Source organism: Cellulosimicrobium sp. 4261 (assembly GCF_040546915.1).
GTDB lineage: Bacteria > Actinomycetota > Actinomycetes > Actinomycetales > Cellulomonadaceae > Cellulosimicrobium > Cellulosimicrobium cinnabarinum.
In genome coordinates, this window is sequence record NZ_JBEPOQ010000002.1 from 263,885 (window position 1) to 289,474 (window position 25,590).

Annotated in this window: 23 protein-coding genes; 15 read left to right on the forward strand and 8 right to left on the reverse strand. The window is 75.2% G+C overall.

The window, feature by feature from the left end; genetic code table 11:
* Positions 1–81: 81 nt before the first annotated feature.
* Positions 82–1,503 carry a UTP--glucose-1-phosphate uridylyltransferase gene (locus ABIE39_RS03475; RefSeq protein ID WP_354050475.1) on the forward strand — a complete coding sequence of 474 codons (1,422 nt, stop codon included), beginning with the start codon at positions 82–84 and terminating at the stop codon, positions 1,501–1,503.
* Between the two features lie 419 nt (positions 1,504–1,922).
* Here ABIE39_RS03475 and ABIE39_RS03480 read toward each other — a convergent pair whose 3' ends face one another.
* From ABIE39_RS03480 to ABIE39_RS03500, 5 genes are all read right to left on the reverse strand, one after another.
* A complete protein-coding gene (locus tag ABIE39_RS03480) occupies positions 1,923–2,579 on the reverse strand; it encodes a YigZ family protein (protein WP_114553442.1) in 657 nt (218 codons plus the stop codon).
* 71 nt (positions 2,580–2,650) lie between these two features.
* Complete coding sequence (gene argG, locus ABIE39_RS03485) at positions 2,651–4,096, reverse strand: argininosuccinate synthase (RefSeq protein ID WP_114553443.1); 1,446 nt, start codon at positions 4,094–4,096, stop codon at positions 2,651–2,653.
* 740 nt (positions 4,097–4,836) lie between these two features.
* Entirely contained in the window at positions 4,837–5,325 is a 489-nt protein-coding gene (locus ABIE39_RS03490; RefSeq protein WP_114553445.1) for a VOC family protein, read from the reverse strand.
* Between the two features lie 169 nt (positions 5,326–5,494).
* Positions 5,495–6,073 (reverse strand): Dps family protein, encoded by a 579-nt coding sequence (locus ABIE39_RS03495; protein ID WP_074806464.1) that lies wholly within the window; start codon positions 6,071–6,073, stop codon positions 5,495–5,497.
* A gap of 334 nt (positions 6,074–6,407) precedes the next feature.
* On the reverse strand, positions 6,408–7,577 hold the full coding sequence (locus ABIE39_RS03500) for a DUF3866 family protein (protein ID WP_114553446.1): 1,170 nt from the start codon (positions 7,575–7,577) through the stop codon (positions 6,408–6,410).
* A 155-nt stretch (positions 7,578–7,732) separates the two neighbouring features.
* Here ABIE39_RS03500 and ABIE39_RS03505 point away from each other — a divergent pair, with 155 nt between their 5' ends.
* The 10 genes from ABIE39_RS03505 (at position 7,733) to ABIE39_RS03550 (ending at position 20,012) form a co-directional block, all read left to right on the forward strand.
* Positions 7,733–8,686, forward strand: a complete 954-nt coding sequence (locus ABIE39_RS03505) for a helix-turn-helix transcriptional regulator (protein ID WP_354050476.1) — start codon at positions 7,733–7,735, stop codon at positions 8,684–8,686.
* On the forward strand, positions 8,679–9,686 hold the full coding sequence (locus tag ABIE39_RS03510) for a helix-turn-helix transcriptional regulator (RefSeq protein ID WP_209829180.1): 1,008 nt from the start codon (positions 8,679–8,681) through the stop codon (positions 9,684–9,686). The genes ABIE39_RS03505 and ABIE39_RS03510 overlap by 8 nt, the downstream gene beginning before the upstream one ends.
* 10 nt (positions 9,687–9,696) lie before the next feature.
* A complete protein-coding gene (locus ABIE39_RS03515; protein WP_108049759.1) occupies positions 9,697–10,023 on the forward strand; it encodes a hypothetical protein in 327 nt (108 codons plus the stop codon).
* Positions 10,024–10,116: 93 nt separating this feature from the next.
* On the forward strand, positions 10,117–10,425 hold the full coding sequence (gene tatA, locus ABIE39_RS03520) for a Sec-independent protein translocase subunit TatA (protein WP_083385040.1): 309 nt from the start codon (positions 10,117–10,119) through the stop codon (positions 10,423–10,425).
* Between the two features lie 36 nt (positions 10,426–10,461).
* A complete protein-coding gene (tatC, locus tag ABIE39_RS03525) occupies positions 10,462–11,205 on the forward strand; it encodes a twin-arginine translocase subunit TatC (protein ID WP_209829257.1) in 744 nt (247 codons plus the stop codon).
* Between the two features lie 43 nt (positions 11,206–11,248).
* A complete protein-coding gene (locus ABIE39_RS03530) occupies positions 11,249–12,319 on the forward strand; it encodes a diacylglycerol/lipid kinase family protein (protein WP_209829179.1) in 1,071 nt (356 codons plus the stop codon).
* A gap of 48 nt (positions 12,320–12,367) precedes the next feature.
* Positions 12,368–15,340 carry a DEAD/DEAH box helicase gene (locus tag ABIE39_RS03535; protein WP_354050478.1) on the forward strand — a complete coding sequence of 991 codons (2,973 nt, stop codon included), beginning with the start codon at positions 12,368–12,370 and terminating at the stop codon, positions 15,338–15,340.
* Between the two features lie 179 nt (positions 15,341–15,519).
* Positions 15,520–17,160, forward strand: a complete 1,641-nt coding sequence (locus ABIE39_RS03540; RefSeq protein ID WP_175008547.1) for an amidohydrolase family protein — start codon at positions 15,520–15,522, stop codon at positions 17,158–17,160.
* 393 nt (positions 17,161–17,553) lie between these two features.
* Positions 17,554–19,197 carry an apolipoprotein N-acyltransferase gene (gene lnt, locus ABIE39_RS03545; protein WP_354050480.1) on the forward strand — a complete coding sequence of 548 codons (1,644 nt, stop codon included), beginning with the start codon at positions 17,554–17,556 and terminating at the stop codon, positions 19,195–19,197.
* Positions 19,194–20,012: a polyprenol monophosphomannose synthase gene (locus tag ABIE39_RS03550; protein ID WP_114554233.1), complete on the forward strand. Its 819-nt coding sequence runs from the start codon at positions 19,194–19,196 to the stop codon at positions 20,010–20,012. The genes lnt and ABIE39_RS03550 overlap by 4 nt, the downstream gene beginning before the upstream one ends.
* 155 nt (positions 20,013–20,167) lie before the next feature.
* Here ABIE39_RS03550 and ABIE39_RS03555 read toward each other — a convergent pair whose 3' ends face one another.
* Positions 20,168–20,512 (reverse strand): RNA polymerase-binding protein RbpA, encoded by a 345-nt coding sequence (locus ABIE39_RS03555; RefSeq protein WP_021483180.1) that lies wholly within the window; start codon positions 20,510–20,512, stop codon positions 20,168–20,170.
* Positions 20,513–20,877: 365 nt separating this feature from the next.
* Here ABIE39_RS03555 and ABIE39_RS03560 point away from each other — a divergent pair, with 365 nt between their 5' ends.
* The 3 genes from ABIE39_RS03560 (at position 20,878) to ABIE39_RS03570 (ending at position 23,753) form a co-directional block, all read left to right on the forward strand.
* Positions 20,878–22,065, forward strand: a complete 1,188-nt coding sequence (locus ABIE39_RS03560; RefSeq protein ID WP_354050482.1) for an LLM class flavin-dependent oxidoreductase — start codon at positions 20,878–20,880, stop codon at positions 22,063–22,065.
* A gap of 151 nt (positions 22,066–22,216) precedes the next feature.
* The gene (locus ABIE39_RS03565) at positions 22,217–22,855 is read left to right on the forward strand and encodes an FMN reductase (RefSeq protein ID WP_043651674.1); all 639 of its coding nucleotides are present in this window, start codon (positions 22,217–22,219) and stop codon (positions 22,853–22,855) included.
* A 154-nt stretch (positions 22,856–23,009) separates the two neighbouring features.
* Positions 23,010–23,753 carry a hypothetical protein gene (locus tag ABIE39_RS03570; RefSeq protein WP_175008550.1) on the forward strand — a complete coding sequence of 248 codons (744 nt, stop codon included), beginning with the start codon at positions 23,010–23,012 and terminating at the stop codon, positions 23,751–23,753.
* Between the two features lie 26 nt (positions 23,754–23,779).
* Here ABIE39_RS03570 and ABIE39_RS03575 read toward each other — a convergent pair whose 3' ends face one another.
* The gene (locus tag ABIE39_RS03575; RefSeq protein ID WP_175008551.1) at positions 23,780–24,220 is read right to left on the reverse strand and encodes a pyridoxamine 5'-phosphate oxidase family protein; all 441 of its coding nucleotides are present in this window, start codon (positions 24,218–24,220) and stop codon (positions 23,780–23,782) included.
* A 37-nt stretch (positions 24,221–24,257) separates the two neighbouring features.
* On the opposite strand from ABIE39_RS03575, the gene ABIE39_RS03580 reads away from it, so the two are divergent.
* Complete coding sequence (locus ABIE39_RS03580; RefSeq protein ID WP_175008552.1) at positions 24,258–24,731, forward strand: hypothetical protein; 474 nt, start codon at positions 24,258–24,260, stop codon at positions 24,729–24,731.
* Positions 24,732–24,761: 30 nt separating this feature from the next.
* Here the strand turns inward: ABIE39_RS03580 and ABIE39_RS03585 are convergent, their stop codons facing one another.
* Positions 24,762–25,520 (reverse strand): DinB family protein, encoded by a 759-nt coding sequence (locus tag ABIE39_RS03585; protein ID WP_209829174.1) that lies wholly within the window; start codon positions 25,518–25,520, stop codon positions 24,762–24,764.
* Between the last annotated feature and the right edge of the window lie 70 nt (positions 25,521–25,590).

The window sequence follows — 25,590 nt, forward strand, 5'->3', positions numbered from 1 at the left end:
GGGCTGTGAGCCCTGTCTCACCCGCGCTCCGGCCGACCGCCGCACCGGGCCCGGACCGCGCCACGCCCCTACCATCGGGGCATGAGCAGCCAGGGCCTGAGCCAGTCCACCGACCGCATGCGCGACGCGGGCGTCGCCCCCGCCGCCATCGACGTCTTCGCCCGGTTCTACCGGCTCCTCGAGTCCGGCGCGACCGGCATGATCCCGGAGGCCGACGTCGAGCCGCTCACCGACGTCACGCACCGCGACGAGCTCGAGGTGCCCGAGGACGCCGCCCGCGAGGCGCTGCGCCGCACGGCGGTCATCAAGCTCAACGGCGGCCTCGGGACCTCGATGGGCATGGACCGCGCCAAGTCGCTCCTCACCGTGCGCGACGCCGACCCGCAGCGCCCCGACGGCGGGCCGCTGACCTTCCTCGACGTCATCGTCGCGCAGGTGCGGGCCGCCCGGCGCGCGACGGGCGCACCCCTGCCGCTGCTGCTCATGAACTCGTTCCGCACGCAGGCCGACACCCTCGCCGCGCTCGCCCCGCACGACGACCTCGCGGTCGACGACCTCCCGCTCGACTTCCTGCAGAACCGCGAGCCCAAGCTCCTCGCGAGCGACCTCACGCCCGTCGACTGGCCCGCCGACCCCGAGCTCGAGTGGTGCCCGCCCGGCCACGGCGACCTGTACACCGCCCTCTACGCGTCCGGCGCCCTGCGCGCGCTGCTCGACGCCGGGTACCGCTACGCGAGCGTCTCGAACTCCGACAACCTCGGGGCCGCGCCCGACGCCGCGATGGCCGGGTGGTTCGCCGCCAGCGGGGCGCCGTTCGCCGCCGAGGTCGCACGCCGCACGCCCGCGGACCGCAAGGGCGGCCACCTCGTCGTGCGCCGCAGCGACGGGCGCCTCGTCCTGCGCGAGACCGCACAGACCCCGGCCGACGACCAGGACGCCGCCGCCGACATCGGCCGGCACCGGTACTTCAACACCAACAACCTGTGGTTCGACCTCGAGGCGCTGTCGGCCGAGCTCGACCGCACCGGCGGGGTCCTCGAGCTCCCGCTCATCAAGAACACCAAGACCGTCGACCCGACCGACCCGTCGTCGCCCGAGGTCGTGCAGATCGAGTCCGCCATGGGGGCCGCGGTCGAGGTGTTCGACGGCGCCGTCGCGATCGAGGTCGGCCGCGACCGGTTCCTGCCGGTGAAGACGACGAACGACCTCCTCGTGCTCCGCTCCGACGTCTACGACCTCGACGACGCGTACCGGTTCGTCGCGCGCACCAGCGCGCCGTTCGTGGACCTCGACCCCGCGCACTACAAGACCATCGCCGCGTTCGACGCCCGGTTCGACGACGGCACCCCGTCCCTGCGCGCGGCCCGCTCGCTCACGGTGCGCGGGGACTGGACCTTCGGCTCCGGCGTGACGGTCACCGGCGACGCCGAGCTCGCCGACCCGGGCGGCTCCGCCCGCGTCCCCGACGGCGCCGTCGTCGGCCCGGACGGCGTCAGCGCCTGACGCGGAGGCAGAGCCCGGGTCGGCCGAGGGAGATCCCTGGTTCGCCGAGGTAGAGCCCTGGTCGGCCGAGGTAGAGGTTAGGTCGGCCGGGGTAGAGCCCTGGTCGGTCGAGGTAGAGACCTTGTCGATCGGGCACTGCACGCGCCGGGCGGGTGCGTCGCCCTCGCCTCGGCTCTCGGCTCTCTGCCCGACGGCGGTGGCGCCCCGGCCTGTCGTGGTCGCCTGCACCGGCGGGTCGAGCGGGCAGTCATCGACGTGCGAGCAGATCCGCTTCACGCGACTACGGCTCTACTTCGCGTGACCACGGCTCTACTTCGCGTGACCGGGCCTCTACTTCGCGTGACCACGGCTCTATCTCGCGCGACCAGGGCTCTACCTCGCGCGACCAGGGCTCTACCTCGCGGGTGGAGGGCAGGCGGTCAGGCGGGGACGTCGACGACGCGGCTGTCGCCGCGGCGTGCGACGAGGGTGCCGGACGACGCGGCGGCGAGGCCGGCGTCGAACCGGTCGAGCTCGGCCGGGGGGACGAGGACGGTGAACGCGGCCGTCGCGCCGTAGTCGACGCCCTCGAGCGTGCCGCCGTGGTGGGTGCACCAGTCGCGCAGGACGCCGTGGAGCCGCCCGGCGTCGGCGTGCGGCACGTCGACGCGCACCGCGGTGAGCACGGCGCGGCGCACGGGCCGCGCGAGGTCGAGCGCCTCGCTCACCGCGCTCGAGTAGGCGCGCACGAGGCCGCCCGCGCCGAGCAGGACGCCGCCGAAGTACCGCGTCACGACGGCGACGACGTCGGTCACGTGCCGGTGCCGCAGCACCTCGAGCATGGGGATGCCGGCGGTGCCGGAGGGTTCGCCGTCGTCGGTGGAGCGCTGCTGGTCGGCGTGGGGGCCGACGACGAGCGCGACGCAGTGGTGGCGCGCGTCCCAGTGCTCCTTGCGGACGCGCGCGACGACGGCGTCGGCTGCGGCGACGGACGGGACGGGGGAGAGGTGCGCGAGGAAGCGGGACCTCTTGACGACGAGCTCGTGGTCGACGGGTCCGGCGATCGTCCCCCACAGCTCCCCGGTGCCTGCACTCACGCTGCGAGCCTAGCCGCGACGGCGCCCGGGTCGGTCGTCGACCCGGGCGCCGTCGGTGGGCGTCGTGGCGGTCAGTCCGTGCCGGACTCCATCGCGGCGCGGTCGAGGAGCGCGTCGTCGCCCTCGGCCATGCCGCGTGACGCGATGACCTCCGCGCCGCCCTCGGGCATGGCGCCGATGAGCTCGGTGGACGCCTGCACGGCGCCGATGAGCGCCGCGTGCGTGGTGCCGACGATGCCGATGCCCGCGTACTGCTCGAGCTTGGCCCGCGAGTCGGCGATGTCGAGGTTGCGCATGGTGAGCTGGCCGATCCGGTCCATCGGACCGAACGCGGAGTCCTCGGTGCGCTCCATCGAGAGCTTGTCCGGGTGGTAGCTGAACGCGGGCCCGGTGGTGTCGAGGATCGAGTAGTCCTCGCCGCGGCGCAGGCGCAGCGTGACCTCGCCGGTGACGGCGGTGCTGACCCAGCGCTGCAGCGACTCGCGGATCATGAGCGCCTGCGGGTCGAGCCACCGACCCTCGTACATGAGGCGGCCGAGGCGGCGGCCCTCGGTGTGGTACTGCGTGAGGGTGTCCTCGTTGTGGATCGCGTTGACGAGGCGCTCGTACGCGGCGTGCAGGAGCGCCATCCCGGGGGCCTCGTAGATGCCGCGGCTCTTGGCCTCGATGATGCGGTTCTCGATCTGGTCGGACATGCCGAGCCCGTGGCGGCCGCCGATCGCGTTGGCCTCCTGGACCAGCGCGACGGCCGACTCGAACTCCTGCCCGTTGATCGTCACCGGACGACCCTGGACGAAGCCGATCGTCACGTCCTCGGTCGCGATCTCGACCGCGGGGTCCCAGAACCGCACGCCCATGATCGGGTCGACGGTCTCGATGCCCGTGTCGAGGTGCTCGAGCGTCTTCGCCTCGTGGGTCGCTCCCCAGATGTTCGCGTCCGTCGAGTACGCCTTCTCGGTGCTGTCCCGGTACGGCAGGTCGTGGGCGAGCAGCCACTCGGACATCTCCTTGCGCCCGCCCAGCTCCGCGACGAAGTCCGCGTCGAGCCAGGGCTTGTAGATGCGCAGGTGCGGGTTGGCGAGCAGCCCGTAGCGGTAGAACCGCTCGATGTCGTTGCCCTTGAAGGTCGACCCGTCGCCCCAGATCTGGACGTCGTCCTCCTGCATGGCGCGGACGAGGAGCGTGCCCGTGACCGCGCGGCCCAGGGGAGTGGTGTTGAAGTACGCGCGACCGCCGGAGCGGATGTGGAACGCGCCGCACGCGAGCGCGGCCAGACCCTCCTCGACGAGCGCGGCGCGGCAGTCCACGAGGCGCGCGATCTCGGCGCCGTAGGCGGTCGCGCGACCGGGCACGGAGCCGATGTCGGGCTCGTCGTACTGGCCGATGTCGGCGGTGTAGGTGCACGGCACCGCGCCCTTGTCGCGCATCCACGCGACGGCGACGGACGTGTCGAGGCCCCCGGAGAACGCGATCCCGACGCGCTCTCCCACGGGCAGGGAGGTGAGAACCTTGGACATGGGCACGAGTATGCAGCATTCTGCATACGTATTCAATTCGGTGGTCACGACGTCGTGACGCGCCCGACGGCGACGCGCCGCCGTCCCGTCCCAATAAAAGTGTGCCAAGCGGTAGGGTCCCGTCCATGCCCGACGACGCGACGTCACCCGCCAGCCCGGACACGAGGGGCGGCACCACTACCGGCACGACCGCCGCCTCCCGTTATCCGCGCCCCACGGTCACGCTCGACGAGGCCGAGTGGGTGTGGCGCCTGCTGGCGACGGAGGCGATGGTCGAGGCGGCGAAGCCGGAGACCGTGCGGCTCGCGGTGATCGCCGGCCTCACGCGCGCGACGGGCGCGCGCTACGGCGACCTGCTGCGCTGCACGGTCGACGCCATCGATCTCGGCCCGGAGGCGGAGCGCGCGGGGGAGGGGAGGGTCGTGCTCACGCACGGCAAGCACCGCACGGTGCGCGAGCACGTGCTGAGCGCGAGCGTCGTCGTCGTGCTGCGGCGCTGGATGGCGGTGCGGGAGGTGCTCGCGGCGGACCTCGAGGGGTCGGTGCCGCGCGCGCTGCTGCTCACGGTCCACCACACGCACGACAACGGCGTCACGGTGTCCAGCGGCCTGCCCATCACGAAGCAGGGCCTCGTGCTGTCGTGGCGGCGGTTCGTGCACCGCACGAACGCGCGCTACGGGGCCGTGCGGGCACCGCTCCCGACGCGCTTCGAGCAGGTCCGGCGGGCGTGGGTCGAGGCGTCAGCCCCGGTGGGGAGCGGGATCGTCGCCGGGCCCGGTCTCGGCGACGACGCCGGGCGGGACGCCCTCCTCGCCGCCGAGCTCCTGGAACAGCGTGAGGTGGAGGCCGGCGGGGGCGTCGAGGCGTGAGTTGAGCGACCCCCAGGGCGTGCGCGTCGGCGGGGCGACGAGCGACGCCCCGGCGGCGACCGCCCGGTCGGTCGCGTCGCCGGCGTCGCCCACCTCGAGCGCGACCCGGAGGCGCCCCGCGACCCGTCGTCCGACCTCCACGTCGTCGATCGCCCGCGCGTGCCCGGGGGAGGCGATCTCGAGCGTCGCCCGCCCGACGTCGAGGATCGCCACCCGGTCGTCCTCGCCGTCCGCGTAGGCGATCTGCTGGGGGAGGCCCAGGACGTCGCGGTAGAACGCGAGCGCGGCGTCATAGTCCTCCGCCTCGACGACGAGGCGGAGCTGGCGGACGGGCGGCGGCGAGCCGTGCTGGTCGGTCATGCCACGACTCTATGCGCTCTCCGGTATAAATAGTGTGCCAAGCGCACCAGAACCATCGACAGCCCAGCCGGTCACCTCACCAACCAGCCCGGAAAAGCGAGGGCCCCGCCACGACTCGCGTGACGGGGCCCGGTCGCCGTCGGGCCGACGGCGTAGGAGGGGAGCGGGGTCAGGGCTGACCGGCCGCGGCCTCCTCGGCCTTGCGCGCGGCGCCGGCCTCGGTACGTGCTCCCTCGGTGGAGAGGTCGCCGCCCGTCGACTCCAGGTGGGCACGGACGAACCAGTGGAAGAGCTCGAGGTCGTGCAGGTGCCCGATGAGCAGGTCGTTCGTGACGTCGTCGAGCTCCTCGGTCGCGGCCGCAGCCTCGCGGTGGGCCGTGATGACGCCGACGTACACCTCGTCGAGGGCGCCGAGGTGCGCGATCGTCGACGCGCGACCCAGGGAGTAGTCCTCCCAGGTGCGGGCGGCGACGAGCGCACCCGGCGTGCCCTGCGGGGAGACGCCGAGGGTCGCGATGCGCTCGGCGGTCGCGTCCACCATCGCGCGCACGGCGTCGACCTGCGGGTCGATCATCTCGTGCACCGCGATGAAGTGCGGACCGACGACGTTCCAGTGGATGTGCTTGAGCGTGAGCTGCAGGTCGTTGAGCGCGTGCAGCCGCTCCTGGAGGATCCCGGCGATCTTCGCCCCTTCCTCAGGGGTGAGCGACGGGACCGTGTACTTCGGCAGGTCGGAGCGAGCAGCCATGGGTTGCCTCCTCGGGTCGGTGACGCGCGCCGGGACGGCGGCGGGACGACGGCTCGGGTGCCGTCTGTCCCCATCGTGGTGCCGGGGCGCGGTCCTCGCAGGACGAGTGCTCGGTCCCGCGGTCGCACGAGCAGGACGACGCCGAGCACGGCGAGTCCGTCGAGCCCTGCCGCGACCCCGGACGAGACGTCGGCCAGCGCGACCGCCCGCACCGCGAGCGCCACGGCGACCAGCACGGCCTGGAGGTCGACGTCGCGGCTCCAGGGGGCGGCGGCGAGCACGGCCGCGAGCGCCAGTGCGGCGACGGCGGTGGTCGTGGTCCCCTACGTCGTGGTCATGCGGGCCTGACGGACTCGGCGTGTGCGCCGGCGACGGCGGCGGTGAGGAAGGCGGCGGGGTCGGTGTCGAGGCCGCGGCCCATGGTGGACAGGCGGACGGGGGTGTCGTGCAGGGCGTGGAGGAGGTCGGGTCCGGCGGGGACGGGGACGAGGTGGTGGCGGCCGGTGGGGGCGGCGAGGGTGTGGGCCTGGTGGGTGATGCGGGCGGTGAGGTCGGGGCCCCAGCCGGGGAGGTTCTCGACGTCGGGGGTGGGGACGGGCAGGGGGAGGTCGCTGGGGGCGAGGGCGACGCGGCCGTAGGCGGTGAGGGAGTGGTGGGAGATGCCGAGGTGGCGGTCGCGGGGGTCGGCGCCGGAGACGCGCAGGGAGGCGACGGGCCGGCCGCGCAGGGTGGCGACGGCGTTGAGGGCTTCGCCGGCGGCGACGCCGGAGAAGCCCCAGCGGGTGCCGGTGCCGAGGTTGCCGGGTCCTTGGGCGACGACGACGAGGTCGGCGCCGGTGACGTGGTGGGCGGCGAGGAGGCCGGTGTGGACGGTGACGGCTTCGAGGTCGCCGCCGAAGGCTTGGCCGACGGTGATGCAGGTGTCGATCCAGCCGGTGTCGCGCAGGGTGGCGATGGTGCGGGAGAACGCGGCGGGCAGCGCGCCGCCGTCGGTCATGACGTAGGCGATGCGGGGGGTGGGACGGCCTGCGAGCGCGGCGGCGTGGCGGGCGCCGGCGACGACGGCGGGCAGGGCGGAGTGGAGGTCGGCGACGACGACGGGGGTGTCGGAGAGGTCGTCGGCGTCGCGCAGGGTGTCGTGGTGGGGGGACTCCTGCTCGTCGACGCCGAGGACGAGGGCTTGCAGGGGGGTGTAGCGGGCCTTGACGAGGTGACCGGGTCCGGGTGTGGGGTCGGGCGGGAGGGGGGTGGCGGGCTGGGCAGGGCCGACGACGAGCGCGTAGCCGCCGGTGCCGAGGCCGCGGGCGAGGGCGGAGACGTTGAGGAGGACGTGGTCGCCGGGGTGGGGGGTGCCGACGAGCTGGGTGTACGCGAGTGCGCGCACGGTGGCGTGGGGGTCGTCGGGGCGCCCGGGCAGGGGTGTGTGGAGCCTGACGTTCAGCTCTTGGGCTCCGGTCCAGGCCTTCGCGTGCGACACCACGGTCGCGGTCCGCCACGTGATCACGCGGCACACCCTATCGACCGACTAGCGTGGTGCCGATGTCCGAGCCCACTGCTGCCTCCGCGCCCTCCGTCGCGTCGTCGTCGGGGGGTTCGTCGACGAACCCTGCGGCGCGTCTGCTGAACCTGGTGATCGCGTTGGTGAACACGAACGCGTCGATGACGAAGCAGCAGATCCGGTCGAGCGTGGCGGGGTACGGGGACGCACCCTCGCCCGACGCGTTCGAACGGATGTTCGAGCGGGACAAGGACACGCTGCGCGACCTGGGCATCCCCATCGTCACGGTGGACGCGGGCGGGCACGCGGACGAGGTGGGGTACCGGATCGACCAGGACGCGTACGCGCTGCCGGCGGTGGACCTCACGCCCGCGGAGCTGGGGGTGCTGGCGCTGGCAGCGCAGTTCTGGCAGGACAAGACGTTGCGGACGGACATCTCGCGCGCGCTGACGAAGCTGCGGGCGGCGGGTGCGGGGGAGACCGCGATGGACGTCGTGGCGGGTCTGGCGCCGCGGGTGCGGGCGGTGGGGGACGCGTACGCGACGCTCATGGACGCGATCTCGGCACGGCGCGTGGTGTCGTTCACGTACCGGGCGGCGAGCACGGGCGAGGTGCGGCCGCGCCGGGTGCAGCCGTGGCGCATCGCGGCGCGGCGCGGCGGCTGGTACCTGGTAGGCCTGGACCTGGACCGGGGCGCGCCCCGGTCCTACCGGCTGAGCCGGGTCGAGGGACGGGTGCGGGCGTCGGGGCCGCGCGACGCGTTCGAGGTGCCGGCGCACGTGGACGTGGACGCGGCGCTGGGCACGCGCGACGCGGGCGGGCTCGCGCGCTTGGCGGTGGTGCCCGAGCGTGCGGGGGCGCTGCGGGCGCGCGGCACGGTCGTGGGCTCGGTGCCCGACGCGCGGGCGGGCGACGGCGCGGGCCGCGACGTGCTCGAGGTGGCGTACGACGTGCGGTACGCGATGGCGGACGAGGTCGTGGGGTACGGGGACGCGGTGCTGGTGCTGGGGCCGCCGGACCTGCGCGAGGCGGTCGTGCGGCGGCTGCGCGACGCGGCGGGACTGGCGACCGGCCCGGCCGACGGCGGCGGACAGGCGGAGGTGGAGCGTGGCTGAGCGCGCGGACGACCGGCTGGTGCGCCTGCTGGGCATCGTGGCGTACCTCGACGGCGCGGGACCGGTGCCGGTGGGCGAGCTCGCCCGGCACTTCGGCGTCAGCGAGCGCCAGGTCCTGGACGACGTCGACGCCCTGTGGGTGTCGGGCACGCCCGGGTACTGGCCCGACGACCTCATCGACTTCGACGCGGACTCGATCGAGCGCGGCGTGGTGCGCCTCACCGAGGCGCGCGGCATGACGCGCCCCCTGCGGCTCGGCACACGGGAGGCGGTCGCGCTCATCGCGGCGCTGCGCGCGATGCGGGAGACGGCGGCGGTGCAGGCCGACCCGGAGCGTGCGGGCGTCGTGGAGTCGGTGCTGCGCAAGCTGACCGACGCGACGGGGGAGGCTGCGGCGGCGCTCGACGTGCAGCTCGCGCCCGAGGGCGACCCTCGCGTGGTCGCGGCCATCACGAGCGCGCTCGTCGCGGGCCACCGCCTGCGCATCCGGTACGTCACCGCGGCGGACGAGGAGTCCGAGCGGGACGTGGACCCCGTGTCCCTGCACACGCAGGACGAGCACGCCTACCTGCTCGCGTGGTGCCACCGCGCCCAGGGGCGGCGCACGTTCCGCGTCGACCGCATCCTCGCCGCCACCGAGCTCGACCAGGCCGTCGAGGGGCACGACGTCGACCCCGACGTGGACTTCACGCCTACCGGCGACGCGCCCCTCGCGACCATCACGTTCGCGAGCCCGGCGCGCGCCGTGGCGGAGCAGGTCCCCGTGGAGTCGGTGCGCAACCTGCCGGGCGGCGCGTTCGAGGTGCGGCTGCGCGTCACCAACCCCGTGTGGCTGCGCCAGCTCCTCACCGAGCGTGCCCGTCACGTCCTGGCCGTCGAGCCGGCCGCCGTCGCGCAGGACGTGCGCGAGGCCGCGAGCGCCGCCCTGGCCGCGTACGCGCACCTGCCCGCCGGCGTCCCGGGTGGCGGCCCGTCGGGCGACGACCGCGCCGCTGGTTAGGGTGGGCGGCATGTGGTTCTGGGTCTGGACGCTGCTCGTCGTGGGCACGCTCGTGGGTGCGTTCTTCCTGGCGCGGCGCCTGTGGCGGTCGGTCAAGGGCCTGGGACGTGAGCTGTCGCGTGCGTCGCAGGTCGCGGCAGACCTGGGTGCGCGGGCGGACGAGCTGGCGCGAGCCCAGCAGGAGGCGCAGCCCTCGACGGCGCCCACGCTGTTCGACGACCCGGTCGAGCTGCGCGCCCGGGTGGACGTGCTGCGCGCGGACCGCGAGGAGCGGCGCGTGCTGCGGCGCCGCCGCGACGAGCTGGTGTGGTCCCGCTGGCGGCGGTTCAACGCCTGACCGGCACCGCGGGACGGGGGTCGCCGTGACCTATGATGGCGCGAAGAGCAACGTCGCCCCTGGCCGCCCACGAGTAGGTAGTAGGTTCCCGCCGTGAACATCCTTCGTCACCCCGCGACGATCGTCGTCCTCATCCTCCTGGTCCTGCTGCTCTTCGGGTCGAAGCGGCTCCCCGACATGGCGCGTTCCGTCGGCCAGTCGCTGAAGATCTTCAAGAAGGAGGTCAAGGACCTGCGCGAGGACGACGACGCGACGACGACCACGACGCCGTCGGGCACCACCGCCACGACGAGCACCGGCACCACGACCGGCGCCACGACGACCGGCGCGGCGGGCACGGGTGCGACGAGCGTGACGGGGGGCACGGCGTCGTCCACGCAGGACGACACCCCCAAGGCGTAGTCGGTGTCCCGCTCTCCCCGTGACCCCGAGGGGCGCATGCCCCTGCGCGAGCATCTCGTCGAGATCCGCAGGCGCCTCTTCCTCGCCGCGATCGGCATCGTCCTCGGTGCTGTGGTCGGGTGGATCGTGTACGAGCCGGTGCTGCAGGCGCTGCAGCAGCCGCTCGTCGACGCGGCCGAGCGCCGCGACGTCCTGACGGGCCTGAACTTCGAGGGCGTGGCCACGGCCATCGACATGAAGGTCAAGGTCTCCCTGTTCCTCGGCGTCCTGCTGTCGAGCCCGTGGTGGCTGTACCAGCTCTTCGCGTTCATCACGCCCGGCCTGACGTCCAAGGAGAAGCGGTACGCGTTCGGGTTCATCGGCGCCGCCGTCCCGCTGTTCCTCGCCGGCGTCGCGCTCGCGTGGGTGATGCTGCCGCGCGCGGTCGCGCTCCTCAACGAGTTCGTGCCCGACGGCAGCGCGAACCTCATCAACGCCCAGATGTACCTCGGGTTCGTCATGCGCCTCATGCTCGCGTTCGGCATCGCGTTCCTCGTGCCCGTGATCATGGTCGCGCTCAACACGATGGGCGTGGTCCGCGCCGCGACGTGGCTCGCCGGGTGGCGCTGGGCCGTGCTGATCTCGTTCCTGTTCGCCGCGATCATGACACCCACGCCCGACGTGCTCACCATGTTCTGCGTCGCGCTGCCCATCTGCGCCCTGTACTTCCTCGCCTACGGGATCTCCGTCCTGCACGACCGGCGCGTCGACCAGCGCGACGCCGCCCGGCTCGCCCTGTGAGCACCCCGCCCCGACCGCGCCCCACCGGGCGCGGGGGTCGCGCGTGAGCACGGTCGCGCTCGTCGTCAACCCCACGGCCGGGCGCGGGCGGGGCCGCACCGCCGGCCGCCGCACCGCCGAGGCGCTCACCGCGGCCGGGCACGACGTCCTCGACCTCAGCGCCCCCAGCCTGCCCCTCGCGCAGGAGTCCGCCGACGCCGCCGTCCGCGGCACCGTCGCGGCCGCGGGCGTGGACGCGCTCGTCGTCGTCGGCGGTGACGGCATGGTGCATCTCGGCGTCAACGCCACCGCGGGCACCGGCGTGCCGCTCGGCATCGTCGCCGTGGGGACCGGGAACGACTTCGCCCACGCCCTCGACCTGCCCACCGGCCGTCCCGACCGCTGCGTCGACGCCCTCCTGGCCGCGCTCGGCCCCGCCGCGAGCGCCGGGGCGCGCGTACGGGTGGTCGACGCCGCGCGGGTCGCGGGCGAGCACGTGCCGGTCGCGCGCTGGTACGCGGGCGTGCTGTCCGCCGGGATCGACGCCGCGGTGAACGCGCACGCCAACGCGGCGACCTGGCCGCGCGGACGGTCCCGGTACGCGCGCTCCGCCCTGACCGAGATCACCCGGTACCGGCCCTACGGGTACCGCGTCACCGTGCGGGGCGTGCCCGCGGGCGACGACGTGCCGGACGTCCTCGCCGGGGCACCCCTGCTGCCCCTGCCCGACGCCGCGCAGCACCCGGACGCGGCCGGCGGCCCGGACGGACGGGCGTTCGTGTGGGAGTCGCCAGGCGCGCTCGTCGCCGTCGCGAACAGCCCCCGCTTCGGCGGCGGGGTCCGGGTCGCGCCTGGCGCCGTGCCCGACGACGGCCTGCTGGACGTCGTCGTCGCGGGCCCGCTCGGGCGGTGGGGCGCCGCGCGCGTCTTCCCCGGCATGTACGCGGGCCGTCACCTCGCGCACCGTGCGGTCGGGACCGTGCGGGCGACGTCGGTCACGGTCGAGGCGACCGCCGCGGGAGCCGCGCCGCCGCACGCGTTCGCCGACGGGGAGCACCTCGGGCCGCTGCCGCTGCGGGTCGACGTCGTCCCCGGGGCGCTGCGCGTGCTCGACGCCACCGTCCCCGCGCGCTGAGCAGGAGGCTCGACCGGCGAGGTGGGCGGCGGACCGTAGGCTGACGGCATGACGGCCGACGAATCGCCCGCCGCCCGCTACGCCGCGTCCCGGGCCCGCCAGGCGGCGTCCCGCACGCGGCTCGCGGACTTCCGGCAGGTGCTCGACTTCCCCCTCGACGACTTCCAGGTGCGCGCGTGCGAGGCGCTGGAGGAGGGTCGCGGCGTGCTCGTCGCCGCACCCACGGGCGCGGGGAAGACGGTCGTGGGCGAGTTCGCGGTCCACCTCGCCCTCGCGGGCGGGCGCAAGGCGTTCTACACCACCCCCATCAAGGCGCTGTCGAACCAGAAGTACGCGGACCTCGTGCGCCGCCACGGCGCCGACTCCGTGGGCCTGCTCACCGGGGACACGACGATCAACGGGGAGGCGCCCGTCGTCGTCATGACGACCGAGGTGCTGCGCAACATGCTGTACGCGGGGTCGCGCACCCTGGACGGGCTCGCGTACGTCGTCATGGACGAGGTGCACTACCTCGCCGACCGGTTCCGCGGGCCGGTGTGGGAAGAGGTGATCATCCACCTGCCCGACGACGTACAGCTCGTGTCCCTGTCCGCGACCGTGTCCAACGCGGAGGAGTTCGGCGACTGGCTGGAGATGGTGCGCGGCGACACGACCGTCGTCGTCAGCGAGCGCCGGCCCGTGCCGCTGTGGCAGCACGTCCTCGTCGCGTCGGCGAACCCCGCGGCGGGGGTCGCGCACGCGGGCGGCGGGCGCGCGCCCGGCGCGGACCTGCTCGACCTGTACGCCGGGACCGTGGACCCGACCGACCCGGGCGTGAACCCGCCCATCAACCCCGACCTGCTCGCCGCGTTCCGCACCGCGCCCCGCACGGGCGGCCCCGGTCCGGGCGGACGGCGGGGGTCCGGCGACCGCGGGTACCGCGGCCGCGGGGGGCGCCGCCCGGGGCCGGACCGGTCCGTCGTCGGGCGGCGCACCCCCGCCCGGTTCGCCGTCGTGGACGCGCTCGACGCGGACGGGCTGCTGCCCGCGATCTACTTCATCTTCTCCCGCGCCGGGTGCGAGGGCGCCGTGCAGCAGTGCCTCACCGCGGGGCTGCGCCTGACGTCGCCCGCGGAGGAGGCCGAGATCCGGCGCGTCGCGGAGGAGCGCACCGCGACCATCCCGACCGAGGACCTGGAGGTCCTGGGGTACTGGACGTGGACGGAGTCCCTCGCGCGCGGCATCGCGGCCCACCACGCGGGCCTGCTGCCCGTGTTCAAGGAGACGGTCGAGGAGCTGTTCAGCCGCGGCCTCATCAAGGTCGTGTTCGCCACCGAGACGCTCGCGCTCGGCATCAACATGCCCGCCCGTTCCGTCGCGCTGGAGAAGCTCGTCAAGTGGGACGGCACCGCGCACGTCGACGTGACCCCGGGGGAGTACACCCAGCTCACCGGGCGTGCCGGGCGGCGCGGCATCGACGTCGAGGGGCACGCCGTCGTCGTCGACCACGCGGGCCTGGACCCGGTGCACCTCGCGGGCCTGGCGTCCAAGCGCCTGTACCCGCTGCGCTCGAGCTTCCGGCCCACGTACAACATGGCCGTCAACCTCGTCGCGCAGGTCGGGCGCGACCGGGCGCGCGAGGTCCTGGAGACGTCGTTCGCGCAGTTCCAGGCCGACCGCGGCGTCGTCGGCCTGGCCAAGCAGGCGCAGGCCCACGCCGAGGCGCTCGACGGGTACGCGCAGGCGATGACGTGCGACCGCGGCGACTTCGCCGAGTACGCGGCGCTGCGGCGGCGCATCACCGCGCGCGAGGGGGACCTGTCGCGCGCCGCGAGCCGGTCGCGCCGCGCCGAGGTCGTCGCCGCGTTCGAGCGCCTGCGGCCCGGGGACGTCGTCGAGGTGCCGTCCGGGCGGCGCGCGGGCTACGTCGTCGTGCTCGACCCGGGGGAGGGCGCCGGGTTCGACGGCCCGCGCCCCACCGTCCTCACGCAGGACCGCCAGGTGAAGAAGCTCACCGTCGCCGACGCACCCGGCGGGATCCGCACCGTCGCGCGCGTGCGCATCCCCAAGACGTTCAACGCGCGCGTGCCCGCGCAGCGGCGCGACCTCGCCTCCACGCTGCGCAACGCGCTCGGCGCGCTCGACGAGCCGGGCACGCGCCCCGGCCGCACCACCCGCGCCCGGTCCGGCGCGACCGACGACGCCCAGCTCGCACGCCTGCGCGCCCAGCTGCGCGCCCACCCGTGCCACGACTGCCCCGACCGGGAGGACCACGCCCGCTGGGCCGAGCGGTGGGCGCGGCTGAAGAAGGAGCACGACCAGCTCGTGCGGCGCGTCGAGGGCCGCACGGGCTCCATCGCGCGCGTCTTCGACCGCATCTGCGACGTCCTCGTCACGCTCGGCTACCTCGCGCCCGCCGAGCCCGCGCAGGACCCGGCCGCGCCCCTCGAGGACGCCCTGGGCGAGGAGGAGACCCCCGGCGCCCCGCCCACCGGGCGCGCCGCCCGCGAGGCCGCGCGCACCGGCCTGCAGGTCACGCCCGACGGGCAGTGGCTGCGCCGCCTCTACGCCGAGAACGACCTGCTCCTGGCCGAGTGCCTGCGCCGCGGCGTGTGGGAGGACCTCGACGCGCCCGCCCTGGCCGCCGTCGTGTCCACGTGCGTGTACGCCGGTCGCCGCGAGGACCACGGCGAGCCCGACGTCCCCGGCGGCCCCCACGGCAGGCTGGCGCGCGCGCTCGAGGCCACCACGCGCGTGTGGTCGGAGGTCGACGACCTCGAGGACGAGCACGACATCGACGCGACCGGGCCGCTCGACGAGGGCCTCGTCACGGCCGTGCACCGGTGGGCCGTCGGCCGCAGCCTCGACGCGGTGCTGCGCGGCTCCGAGATCGCGGCCGGCGACTTCGTGCGCTGGTGCAAGCAGGTCATCGACGTCCTCGACCAGGTCGCGGGCGCCGCCCCCACCCCCGAGGTCCGCCGCACCGCACGCCAGGCGATCGACCGCCTGCGCCGCGGCGTCGTCGCCTACTCCAGCGTCTGAGCGCGCCGCCGCCCCGGTGGCACCGTCGGCCGGCGGCGCGCGGGGCGTCTCGCGAGGCCGGCTCGGAGGACCGGCGCTGGAGCCGGCCGGCGTGACGTGCACGACACGCGCCCGGACCTGCGCCGACGCCGCCACCGGGCGGTGAAGCACGACGGGTTGTGGCGGTATCGTGAAGGACTGTGGCCTCAACCCTGTACCGCGGTGGCGTGATCCACTCCCCGGCCGACCCGTTCGCGGAAGCGCTCCTCGTCGACGACGGCGTCATCGCCTGGATCGGCGCCGACGACACGGCCGACGGGCTCGCCGCCCGCGCCGACCGCGTCATCGACCTCGACGGCGCGCTCGTCGCCCCCGGGTTCGTCGACGCCCACGTCCACCTGTTCGAGGTCGGGCTCGCCCTGGCCGGCGTCGACCTGTCCGCGAGCGCCGGCGTGACGACGCTCGCGGCCGCGCTGGACGCCGTCGCGAAGGCGGCAGCCGGGGCGCACGAGGACGACGTCGTGCTCGCGTACGGGTGGGACGAGCGGTCCTGGCCCGAGGGGCGCCCCCCGACGCGCGACGAGCTCGACGCCGCGGCGGGCGGCCGCGCGGTGTACGCGGCCCGCGTGGACGTGCACTCCGCGGTGGTGTCGACGTCGCTCGCGCGCCGCTGCGCGCTCGAGTCGCGGCCCGGGTGGGACGAGTCGGGCTGGGTCGCGGGGGAGGCGCACCACGTCGCACGCGACGTCGCGCGGGCGGTGTCCCCGGCGCGGCGCACGGAGCTGTACCGCACGGCGCTGCGGGCCGCGGCCGAGCAGGGCGTGGTGTCGGTGCACGAGATGAGCGCCCCGCACATCGACACGCGCGCCGGGCTGCGGGAGATCCTCGCGCTCACGGCGGACGCGGCGTCGGGCCTGCCGCACGTCGTGGGGTACCGGGGCGAGCTGTGCGCCACGGCCGACGACGCGCGCGCGCTCCTCGCGGACGTGCCCGGCCTCGCGGGCATCGCGGGCGACCTCAACGTCGACGGGTCGATCGGGTCGCGCACCGCCGCGATGCGGCTGCCGTACCAGGACGGCCCGGACCGCGGTGACCGCGGGAACCTGTACCTCACGGCGGAGCAGATCGCGGACCACCTGTCCGCGGTCGCGGCGGCCGGCACGCAGGGCGGGTTCCACGTCATCGGGGACCGCGCGATGGACGAGCTCGTGCTCGGGCTCGGCGTCGCGGCCGAGGCGCACGGGCAGAGCGCGGTGCGCGCGGCGCGGCACCGGGTCGAGCACGCGCTGTTCGTCGACGCGACCGCGCTCGCCACGCTCCTGCTGTACGGGGTGAGCCTGAGCATCCAGCCCGCGTTCGACGCCGCCTGGGGCGGCCCGGACGGCATGTACGCCGCGCGGGTGGGCGCGATGCGGGCGCAGGGCCTGAGCCCGTTCGCGGACCTCGCGGGCGCGGGCGTGCCGCTCGCGTTCGGGTCGGACGCGCCGGTGACGCGGATCGACCCGTGGGCGGGCGTGCTCGCCGCGATGTCGCACGTCGACCCGGACCAGCAGATCTCGGCCCGGGCCGCGTTCCGTGCGCACACGCGCGGCGGGTGGCGCATCGCCGGGCTCGACCACACCGGCGCCGGGCAGCTGCGCGTCGGGGCGCCCGCGCACCTCGCGGTGTGGCGCGGGGAGCACCTCGTGGTGCAGGGTGCGCTGGGCCGCACGACGTCGTCGTGGAGCACGGACGCGCGCGCGGGGCAGCCGCTGCTGCCCGAGCTCGGCCCGGACGTGCCGCGACCGCGGTGCCTGCAGACCGTGCGTGCCGGAGTGCCCCTGTTCGACACGTTCGTCTGATCGCTCCCGCTTGACAGGGCGGTGAGCCGGAGTAGTTTCGACAGGGTGTTCCGGCCCCCGCGGCCGCAGGGGGATCAGCCACCGACGACGACCCCTCGGCGTGCCGCGCCGGGTACCTGGCCGGGCTCGCGCGCTCAGTAGAAAACGTGCTCCGCCGGTGGCGGCGTCGTACGGGCCGAAGGGCGCGCGAGCCCGCACACACCCTCCCGCCGGCTCCCGGCGGACGGGCGCGGCCCCGCCAGGTCTTCGTGCAGGTCCGTGGCGTAGGGTGCACCCGTGCACGCCCCCGAGCCCCCGGCCGCTCCCGCCGGGCGATCCCGCCCCGCAGGCACGGCCGCCCGTGCGCCCGAGACCGGCACGCCCCCCGACCGGCAGCCGGGACCGAGGCCGGGTGTGCAGCCCGACGGTTCGCCCGAGCGCGAGGTCCCCGCAGGCGCGTCGCCTGCCGCCCCGTCGCCTGCCGTACCGTCGCGGCCCCTGACGCTCCTGCTCGCCCTCGCGGGCGGCCTGCTCACCGACACCGCGTTCCCCGACCGGGGGTGGTGGCCGCTCGCGTTCGTCGGCGTGGCCACCCTGTTCTGGGCGCTGCGCCGCGACGGCGCGCGCTGGGGCTTCCTCGTCGGCCTGGTGTGGGGCCTGGCGTTCTTCCTGCCGCACCTGTGGTGGGCGAACTACGCGACCGAGACCGTGCCGTGGCTCGCGCTGTCCGTCATGGAGGCGTGCTTCGTCGGGCTGCTCGGTGCCGCGTGGGTCTGGGCACGCCGCTGGTCGTGGCTGACGGGGCGTCCCGGGCGGCAGGCCGTCGCGTTCGCGGTGCTGTTCGTCGGGGTCGAGCAGGCCCGCACCGAGGTCCCGTTCGGCGGGTTCCCGTGGGGCCGGCTCGCCTTCTCCCAGGCGGACTCCCCGCTGGTCGGCGCGGCGTGGCTCGGGGGAGAGGTCCTCGTGTCGCTGCTCGTCGCGCTCGTCGGGGCGCTGCTCGCGGTCGCGGTGCTCGCCGTGGTGCGCCGCCGTGACGTCGTGACCGGCGCCGTCGTCCCCGTGGCCGTCGCCGCCGCGCTCGTCGCCGCACCGCTGCTCGTGCCGCTCGACACGCGCGCCGAGGCGGGCACGCTCGCCGTCGGCGCCGTGCAGGGCAACGTGGGCGAGCCCGGCCTCGGGTCGTTCGCGAACCGGGCCGAGGTGCTGAACAACCACCTGCAGGGCACCCTCGCGCTCCTCAACGACGTCGGGCCGGGCGACCTCGACGTCGTGCTGTGGCCCGAGAACGGCTCCGACCTCGACCCGCAGACCACCCCCGAGGTCGCGCGCGCCATCGACGACGTCGCGCAGGAGGTCGGCGCGCCGATCCTCGTCGGCGCGCAGGAGTACCCCGAGACCGGTGGCCGGTACAACGTGTCGCTCCTGTGGGAGCCGGGCACCGGCGTCGTCGACCGCTACGCCAAGCAGCACCCGGCGCCCTTCGGCGAGTACATCCCGCTGCGCTCCCTGCTGCGCGTGTTCTCCGACCAGGTGGACCGCGTGAGCATCGACATGATCGCGGGCACCGAGACCGGCGTCGTCGACCTCGACGCGCCCCGGCTGGGTCGCACGGTGCCGCTCGGCGTCGTCATCTGCTTCGAGGTCGCCTACGACGGCCTCGTGAACGATGCCGTCGACGCGGGCGCCGAGCTGCTCGTCGTGCCGACCAACAACGCCTCGTTCGGGTACACCGCCGAGTCGACGCAGCAGCTCGCGATGTCGCGGCTGCGCGCCGTGTCGACGGGCCGCGCGACCGTGCAGGTCTCGACCGTCGGCGTGAGCGGCGTCATCGCCCCCGACGGCACGCTCCTGCGGAGCACCGGCCTGTTCACCGCCGACCAGATGGTCGCCGACCTGCCGCTGCGCACCAGCCTCACCCCCGCCGTACGGGCGGGGGACTGGCCGGGTCGCGTGGTCGAGCTCCTCGCCCTCGGCCTCCTCACCGCCGGCGTCGTCACCGCCGTCCGCGAGCGCCGCACCCGGACCGCCCCGGTCCCGGCCGGGGGCGAGGCGTCGTGAGCGGGGCCGCGGGGGAGGGTGGCGTCACGGTCGGGCGCGTGCTCGTCGTCGTGCCCACGTACGACGAGGCGCTGACCCTGCCGGGCACGCTCGCGCGCCTGCGCGCCGCGGTCCCGGACGCGGACGTGCTCGTCGTGGACGACGCGAGCCCGGACGGGACCGGTGACCTCGCCGACGCCGCGGCCGCCACCGACCCGGGCGTGCACGTGCTGCACCGGGCCGGGAAGGAGGGTCTGGGCGCCGCGTACGTCGCAGGGTTCGGGTGGGGCCTGGACGCCGGGTACGACGTGCTCGTGGAGATGGACGCCGACGGCTCCCACCAGCCGGAGCAGCTGCCGTCCCTGCTCGCCGCCCTCGGCCCCGCCGCGGCGGACGGCGCGCCCGACGGCGCGGACCTCGTCATCGGGTCGCGCTGGGTCCCGGGCGGGCGCGTGGAGAACTGGCCGCGCCACCGCGAGGTGCTCTCGCGCGCGGGCAACGCGTACGTGCGCCTCGCGCTGGGGCTGCACCTGGGCGACGCGACGGCGGGCTACCGCGCCTACCGCGCGTCGGCGCTGCGCGCGGTGGACCTCGCGAGCGTGGAGTCGCACGGGTACTGCTTCCAGGTCGACATGGCGTGGCGGGTCGTGCGGGCGGGGGGCCTGGCGACGGAGGTGCCGATCACGTTCGTCGAGCGCACGGCGGGGCGGTCGAAGATGAGCCGCGCGATCGTCACCGAGGCGTTGTGGAAGGTGACGGTGTGGGGTGCCCGACGGCGCGCGGCCCAGCTCGCGAGCCTGGCGCGGTCGGTCGCGGGGCGGCGCGGCACGCGCTGACGCGTCGTCCCGGTGCGTGCCGCACGACCCCGCGGCGTGCCGCGCGAGTCGCAGACCTGCCGCGCCGGCGCGAGTGCGTGGCCCCCGGCCGTCACGCACAGAGGCCCGGACTCCCTCTCGGGGTCCGGGCCTCTCGTGCGGGTGCTGCGAGGCGGTCAGGCGCTGCGGCGCAGCTTGCCCGCGCGCAGCAGGCCGAGGCGCTCGTCGAGGAGCTCCTCGAGCTCGGAGATGGTGCGGCGCTCGAGCAGCATGTCCCAGTGGGTGCGGGCGGGCTTGCCGGCCTTGGGCTCGGGGCGCTCCGCGTCGCGCAGCAGCGCCTCGGCGCCGCAGCGGCACTCCCACACCGGGGGGACCTCGGCGTCGGTCGAGAACGGCAGGATGATGGTGTGCCCGTTGGGGCAGTCGTAGTGCGCCTGGAAGCGGGGGGCGAAGTCGACGCCCTCGTCCGACTCCATGCTCTTCGCACCGATGCTCATCCCGCGCAGCGAACGGTCGGCCATGGTGTCCTCCTGAGGGGTCTTCGGGGGTGGGTGGGCGCGCCCGGTGGGGGTGCGGGCAGCGGCCCGGTCTACGAGAGGCAACGCCTCACGTGCGGTCGGTGTTCCGGTGCGCCGTGAAGGTCCGGTGAACGTCGCGGGGCCCACGGCCTGGTGGCCCCCTGCGCTGCGTCGTGCCGGCCCGCCTCGGCGCGCGGTCCCAGGCTCCCGGGTTTCGATGCCCCGCGCAACTCCGCGGCCGTCCGACCGGCCCAGACGTGTGCACGCTCACACCTGGCTCCCCGGGGGGCGGGAACAAACTCGCGGGGAGCCAGGTTGAGCGGCATGTACATGCAAACGCATCGACCTAGGACTCCCGGGAGCACACCATGCAGTTCGGCATCTTCACCGTCGGCGACGTCACGACGGATCCCACGACGGGCCGGACCCCCGACGACACCGAGCGCGTGCGGTCCATGCTGACGATCGCGAAGCACGCGGACGAGGCGGGGCTGGACGTCTTCGCCACCGGGGAGCACCACAACCCGCCGTTCGTCCCGTCCTCGCCGACGACCATGCTCGGCTACGTGACGGGCGTGACGAAGAACATCGTCCTGTCGACCTCGACGACGCTCATCACGACGAACGACCCGGTGCGCCTCGCGGAGGAGTACGCGATGCTCCAGGTCATCTCGGACGGCCGCATGGACCTCATGATGGGCCGCGGCAACACCGGCCCGGTGTACCCGTGGTTCGGGCAGGACATCCGGCAGGGCATCCCGCTCGCGATCGAGAACTACGCGCTGCTGCGCCGGTTGTGGACCGAGGACGTCGTGGACTGGGAGGGCAAGTTCCGCACCCCGCTGCAGGGCTTCACCTCCACGCCGCGGCCGCTGGACGGCGTCCCGCCGTTCGTGTGGCACGGGTCGATCCGCAGCCCCGAGATCGCCGAGCAGGCCGCCTACTACGGCGACGGGTTCTTCCACAACAACATCTTCTGGCCCATGAGCCACACCAAGCAGATGGTGCAGTTCTACCGCCAGCGCTGGGAGCACCACGGCCACGGCCCCGCGGACACCGCGATCGTCGGGCTCGGCGGCCAGGTGTTCATGCGCAAGGACTCCCAGAAGGCGTGGGACGAGTTCCGCCCCTACTTCGACAACGCGCCCGTCTACGGGCACGGGCCCTCCATGGAGGACTTCACGCGCGAGACGCCGCTCACCGTCGGCTCGCCGCAGCAGGTCATCGACCGGTACGCCGCGATGCGCGACCACGTGGGCGACTACCAGCGCCAGCTGTTCCTCGTCGACCACGCCGGCCTGCCGCTCAAGACCGTGCTCGAGCAGATCGACCTCCTCGCCGGCGAGGTCGTGCCCGTGCTGCGCAAGGAGATGGAGGCCGTCCGCCCCGCGCACGTGCCGTCGAACCCGCCGAGCCACGCCGAGCGCGTCGCGGCCGCCCGCGCCGCCGGGACCGAGGGCGCCGCGCACGTCGGCGGCACCGAGGACCTCTGGACCGGGCGCACCGCCGAGGACGACACCCGCACCGCCACCGCCGGTGCCGCGTTCGGCCTGTGACACCGGCGACACCCGCGCCGTGACCACCCGCCCGACGGCGTACGGTCGAGGAGTGCCCCGCACCCGCGACCGGCCGCCGTCGGGCACGGCAGCACCCGGCCCCACGACGGGCCGCACCCCGCACCGCACGTCAGCACCTCAGGAGCACCGCATGACCGCCAGCACCCCCGCCCCGGACCGCCGCCTCGTCGTGGTGTCCGCCGGGCTGTCCAAGCCGTCCTCCACGCGCCTGCTCGCCGACCGGCTCGGCGAGGCCACGGTGCGCGAGCTGCAGGGCCTCGGCGTGAGCGCCGAGATCGAGACCGTCGAGCTGCGCGACCACGCGCACGCCGTCGTCGACGCCATGCTCACCGGCTTCCCGACCGGTGACCTCGCGGGCGTGCTCGAGCGCCTCACCGCCGCCGACGGGATCGTCGTGACCACCCCGCTGTTCACCACCACGTACTCCGGGCTGCTCAAGTCGTTCGTCGACGTCCTCGACAAGGACTCGCTCACCGGCACGCCCGTCCTGCTCGGCGCGACCGGCGGCACCGCCCGTCACTCGCTCGCGCTCGAGTACTCGCTGCGCCCCCTGTTCACCTACCTGCGAGCCGACGTCGCCACGACGTCCGTGTTCGCCGCGACCGACGACTGGGCGGCCGCCGAGGGCGACTCCGGCGGCGGGCTGCCCGCCCGCATCGCGCGTGCGGGACGCGAGCTCGCGGAGAAGGTCGCGCTGCGCAAGAACACCGGCCCTGCCGACCCGTTCGCCGGGACGCCCGACTTCACGGCCCTGCTCGGCGGCCTGTGACCCCCTGACCGCGCGCCCCGGCCACCGGTGCTCCCGGCCGGGGCGCGCACCCCTGCCCGACCTGCGCCGGCACCCCGTCCGCACCGCGACCCGCCTTGCCCCCGGCAGGACCGTCGCGGCAGGATCGGGGGACCGACGACGACGGGGGAGCACCATGAGCCGCAGCACCACCGAGGACCGGGCCCCCGGACCCGGCGACCCGGAGCAGGGCGCGGCGCCCGCCGCCCCGCAGACCCTCGCCGTCCCCGTCGTCGAAGCGCTCGCCGACCACGCGCCCCGCCCCGACCACGACGTCGCGGCACCGCCCCGGCGCCGACCCGTCGGCATCGTGCGGGCACCGCAGCCCGCACCCGACGCCGCCCGCTTCACCACCGCACCCCGGTACCCCGCGATGTTCCACGTCGCCGGTGGCCGCCTCGTGTGGGACGGCACCCGCCTGCGGCTCGTGCGCGGCGACGACACCGTGGTGCAACCCGCCGGAAGGCCCGTCGTCACCGTCACCGGCGACGGCCCCACCGTCGCCGTCACCTGGCGCGACGACCAGCACCCCACCGCCCGGGCCACGCGCGCCGTCCTGCTCGAAGGTTCCTCCGCCCGGTTCGCACGCTTCGCCCGCTCCCTCGCCGCCACCCGCCCCGGCACCATCGAGCTCGACGACCGGACCGTGCCCTCCACCCGGCTCCCGCACCTGCGCCCCGACCGTGCCGGGACCGACCGCCGCCCCGGCGTGTTCACCCGCGCCCTGTGGCGGGTCGTCGGGCGCGCCACCACCGACCCGGCACCGACCGGCAGGGGAGCGGACCTCGTGACCCGGCTCGAACGCCTCGCCGCCCTCCACCGTGCCGGAGACCTCACCGACACCGAGTACGCACGCGCCAAGCAGGCCCTGCTCGGCTGACGCCACGACCGGGGGACGGGCCGCCGTCAGCTCCCCGTCGAACCCCACCCGGTCACGTCGACGACCGTCATCACCGACCGGCCGTCACGGAAGTCCCCGTACCGCACCCACACCGGCGTGACCCGCAGCAACACGATGCCGTCGTCCAGCAACGACCCCGCGAACTGCGGGAACGCCGCCGCGTACGCCGCGGCGCAGCGCCGCCGGTCCGCACCGGCCGGGACGTCCGCCGTGCCCTCGCACTGCACGGTCGTCCCGTCCGTCCCCCCGACCGTCACGGCGACCCGCGGGTCCCGGGCCACGTTCGCCACCTTGCGCGACGACGCCCGCGCGTCGAACACCAGCTCGCCCGCGTCCGTCGCCGCCACGGCGAGGAACGCCGCCTGCGGGCCGCCGTCCTGGCCGAGAGACGCCACGACGCCCCACCCCTGAGAACGGACGAAGCCGACGAACGCCTCACGATCCATGCCGCCACCGTAGCGCCCGACGTGATATCCATCCTCGATGGACCTGTCCCGCCACCCGGCCCGACCCGCCCTCCTCGTCGGCGCCGCGCTCGTCGCCCTCGCCGCCTGCTCCGGACCCGTGACACCCCAGGACCTCGTCACCCGCCTCGCCGACGCACCCACCCCCGCCGACGCCCTCGTCGACACGATGACGCCCGACGAGATGGACCCCATCTCCGCGCGACGCCTCGGCGAGCTCGACGGAGCCACCTTCTACGCCGGGGCGGGCACCCGCGACGGGCAGGACGTCGTCTGCCTCGTCACCGTCGTCGAAGGCGACACCCCGGACGACGACGCCGGAGCCTCCACCTGCGGCCGCGTCACCGACCTCGACGACGGCCACCTCCGCGTGGAGTACGGCGACGCCCAGACGCTCGTCACCGCCGCCCTCGTCCCTGACGGGCTCCCCGCCGACCCCGACCTCACCCGGCTCACCCCCAACCTCGCCGCCCAGGTGTCACGCACCACCTGACCCCACGCACCACAGCAAGGCCACCCGCGCTCACCCCGCCAGCGACGCCTCGACCACAGCCAGGTCCCGCACCGCGAACCGGTGGTGCTCCCACTCCTCCTCGAGGATCACGTGCACGCACGACAACGTCGTCTCCGGATACTCCGGCGACCACGGGTTGCGACGCACCACCCCCAGGACCTCCGGCGTCACCCCCGCGAGGAAGTCCCGCACCATCGCCACCCGGCCCGCCCGCGCCTCCAGCACCTCGCCGAACGACGGCATCCCCGACGCGAACACCGACAGGTCCAACCCGTCCTCCGCCGCCTGCGGACCCGGCTGCCCCAGAGGATGGAACGGCTGCTCCACCCCCAGCACCGCACGCCCCAACCACGCGTCCGTCGCCAGCACCAGGTGCCGCAGCGTCTGCGCGAACGACCACTCACCGTCCACCGACACGTCCACGGCGCTCGCGGGCAGCATCGACGCCCGCTCCAGCGTCGTCGCCCACGTGGACTCCAGCGCCGCCCACGCCGCCCGCAGACCCACCGGGTCCGCCGCCCGCCGCAGCTCCCGGCCCGGGAACCGCCGGTCAAGCTCCGCCTCCACGAACCCCCGCACGTCCACCCCGTTCACCAGCACCGGAGCATCCCCGTCCGCCAACCACGGCGCATCCACGTCCAGACCCTCCACCTGCGCACCCCGCACCACGACCCCCGACAGGTCCGGCTCCACGAACCGCGCACCCCGCAGGTCCACACCCTCGAACCTCGCACCCCGCAGATCGTCAGAACGAGTGAACCGGACCATGAACGCCTCCTCGGGAACGACCCGCCCGCCACGACCCGCCAGACCCGGGGGAGAGGACCCGCCGCCGCGA

Coding starts and splice junctions, on each gene's coding strand:
- ABIE39_RS03565 (WP_043651674.1), top strand. CDS start 22,217: ATGACCGCCAGCACCCCCGCCCCGGACCGCCGCCTCGTCGTGGTGTCC.
- ABIE39_RS03570 (WP_175008550.1), top strand. CDS start 23,010: ATGAGCCGCAGCACCACCGAGGACCGGGCCCCCGGACCCGGCGACCCG.
- ABIE39_RS03580 (WP_175008552.1), top strand. CDS start 24,258: ATGGACCTGTCCCGCCACCCGGCCCGACCCGCCCTCCTCGTCGGCGCC.
- ABIE39_RS03555 (WP_021483180.1), bottom strand. CDS start 20,512: ATGGCCGACCGTTCGCTGCGCGGGATGAGCATCGGTGCGAAGAGCATG.
- argG (WP_114553443.1), bottom strand. CDS start 4,096: ATGTCCAAGGTTCTCACCTCCCTGCCCGTGGGAGAGCGCGTCGGGATC.
- ABIE39_RS03585 (WP_209829174.1), bottom strand. CDS start 25,520: ATGGTCCGGTTCACTCGTTCTGACGATCTGCGGGGTGCGAGGTTCGAG.
- ABIE39_RS03515 (WP_108049759.1), top strand. CDS start 9,697: ATGTGGTTCTGGGTCTGGACGCTGCTCGTCGTGGGCACGCTCGTGGGT.
- ABIE39_RS03560 (WP_354050482.1), top strand. CDS start 20,878: ATGCAGTTCGGCATCTTCACCGTCGGCGACGTCACGACGGATCCCACG.
- ABIE39_RS03535 (WP_354050478.1), top strand. CDS start 12,368: ATGACGGCCGACGAATCGCCCGCCGCCCGCTACGCCGCGTCCCGGGCC.
- tatC (WP_209829257.1), top strand. CDS start 10,462: ATGCCCCTGCGCGAGCATCTCGTCGAGATCCGCAGGCGCCTCTTCCTC.
- ABIE39_RS03475 (WP_354050475.1), top strand. CDS start 82: ATGAGCAGCCAGGGCCTGAGCCAGTCCACCGACCGCATGCGCGACGCG.
- ABIE39_RS03490 (WP_114553445.1), bottom strand. CDS start 5,325: ATGACCGACCAGCACGGCTCGCCGCCGCCCGTCCGCCAGCTCCGCCTC.
- ABIE39_RS03575 (WP_175008551.1), bottom strand. CDS start 24,220: ATGGATCGTGAGGCGTTCGTCGGCTTCGTCCGTTCTCAGGGGTGGGGC.
- ABIE39_RS03495 (WP_074806464.1), bottom strand. CDS start 6,073: ATGGCTGCTCGCTCCGACCTGCCGAAGTACACGGTCCCGTCGCTCACC.
- ABIE39_RS03505 (WP_354050476.1), top strand. CDS start 7,733: ATGACGAAGCAGCAGATCCGGTCGAGCGTGGCGGGGTACGGGGACGCA.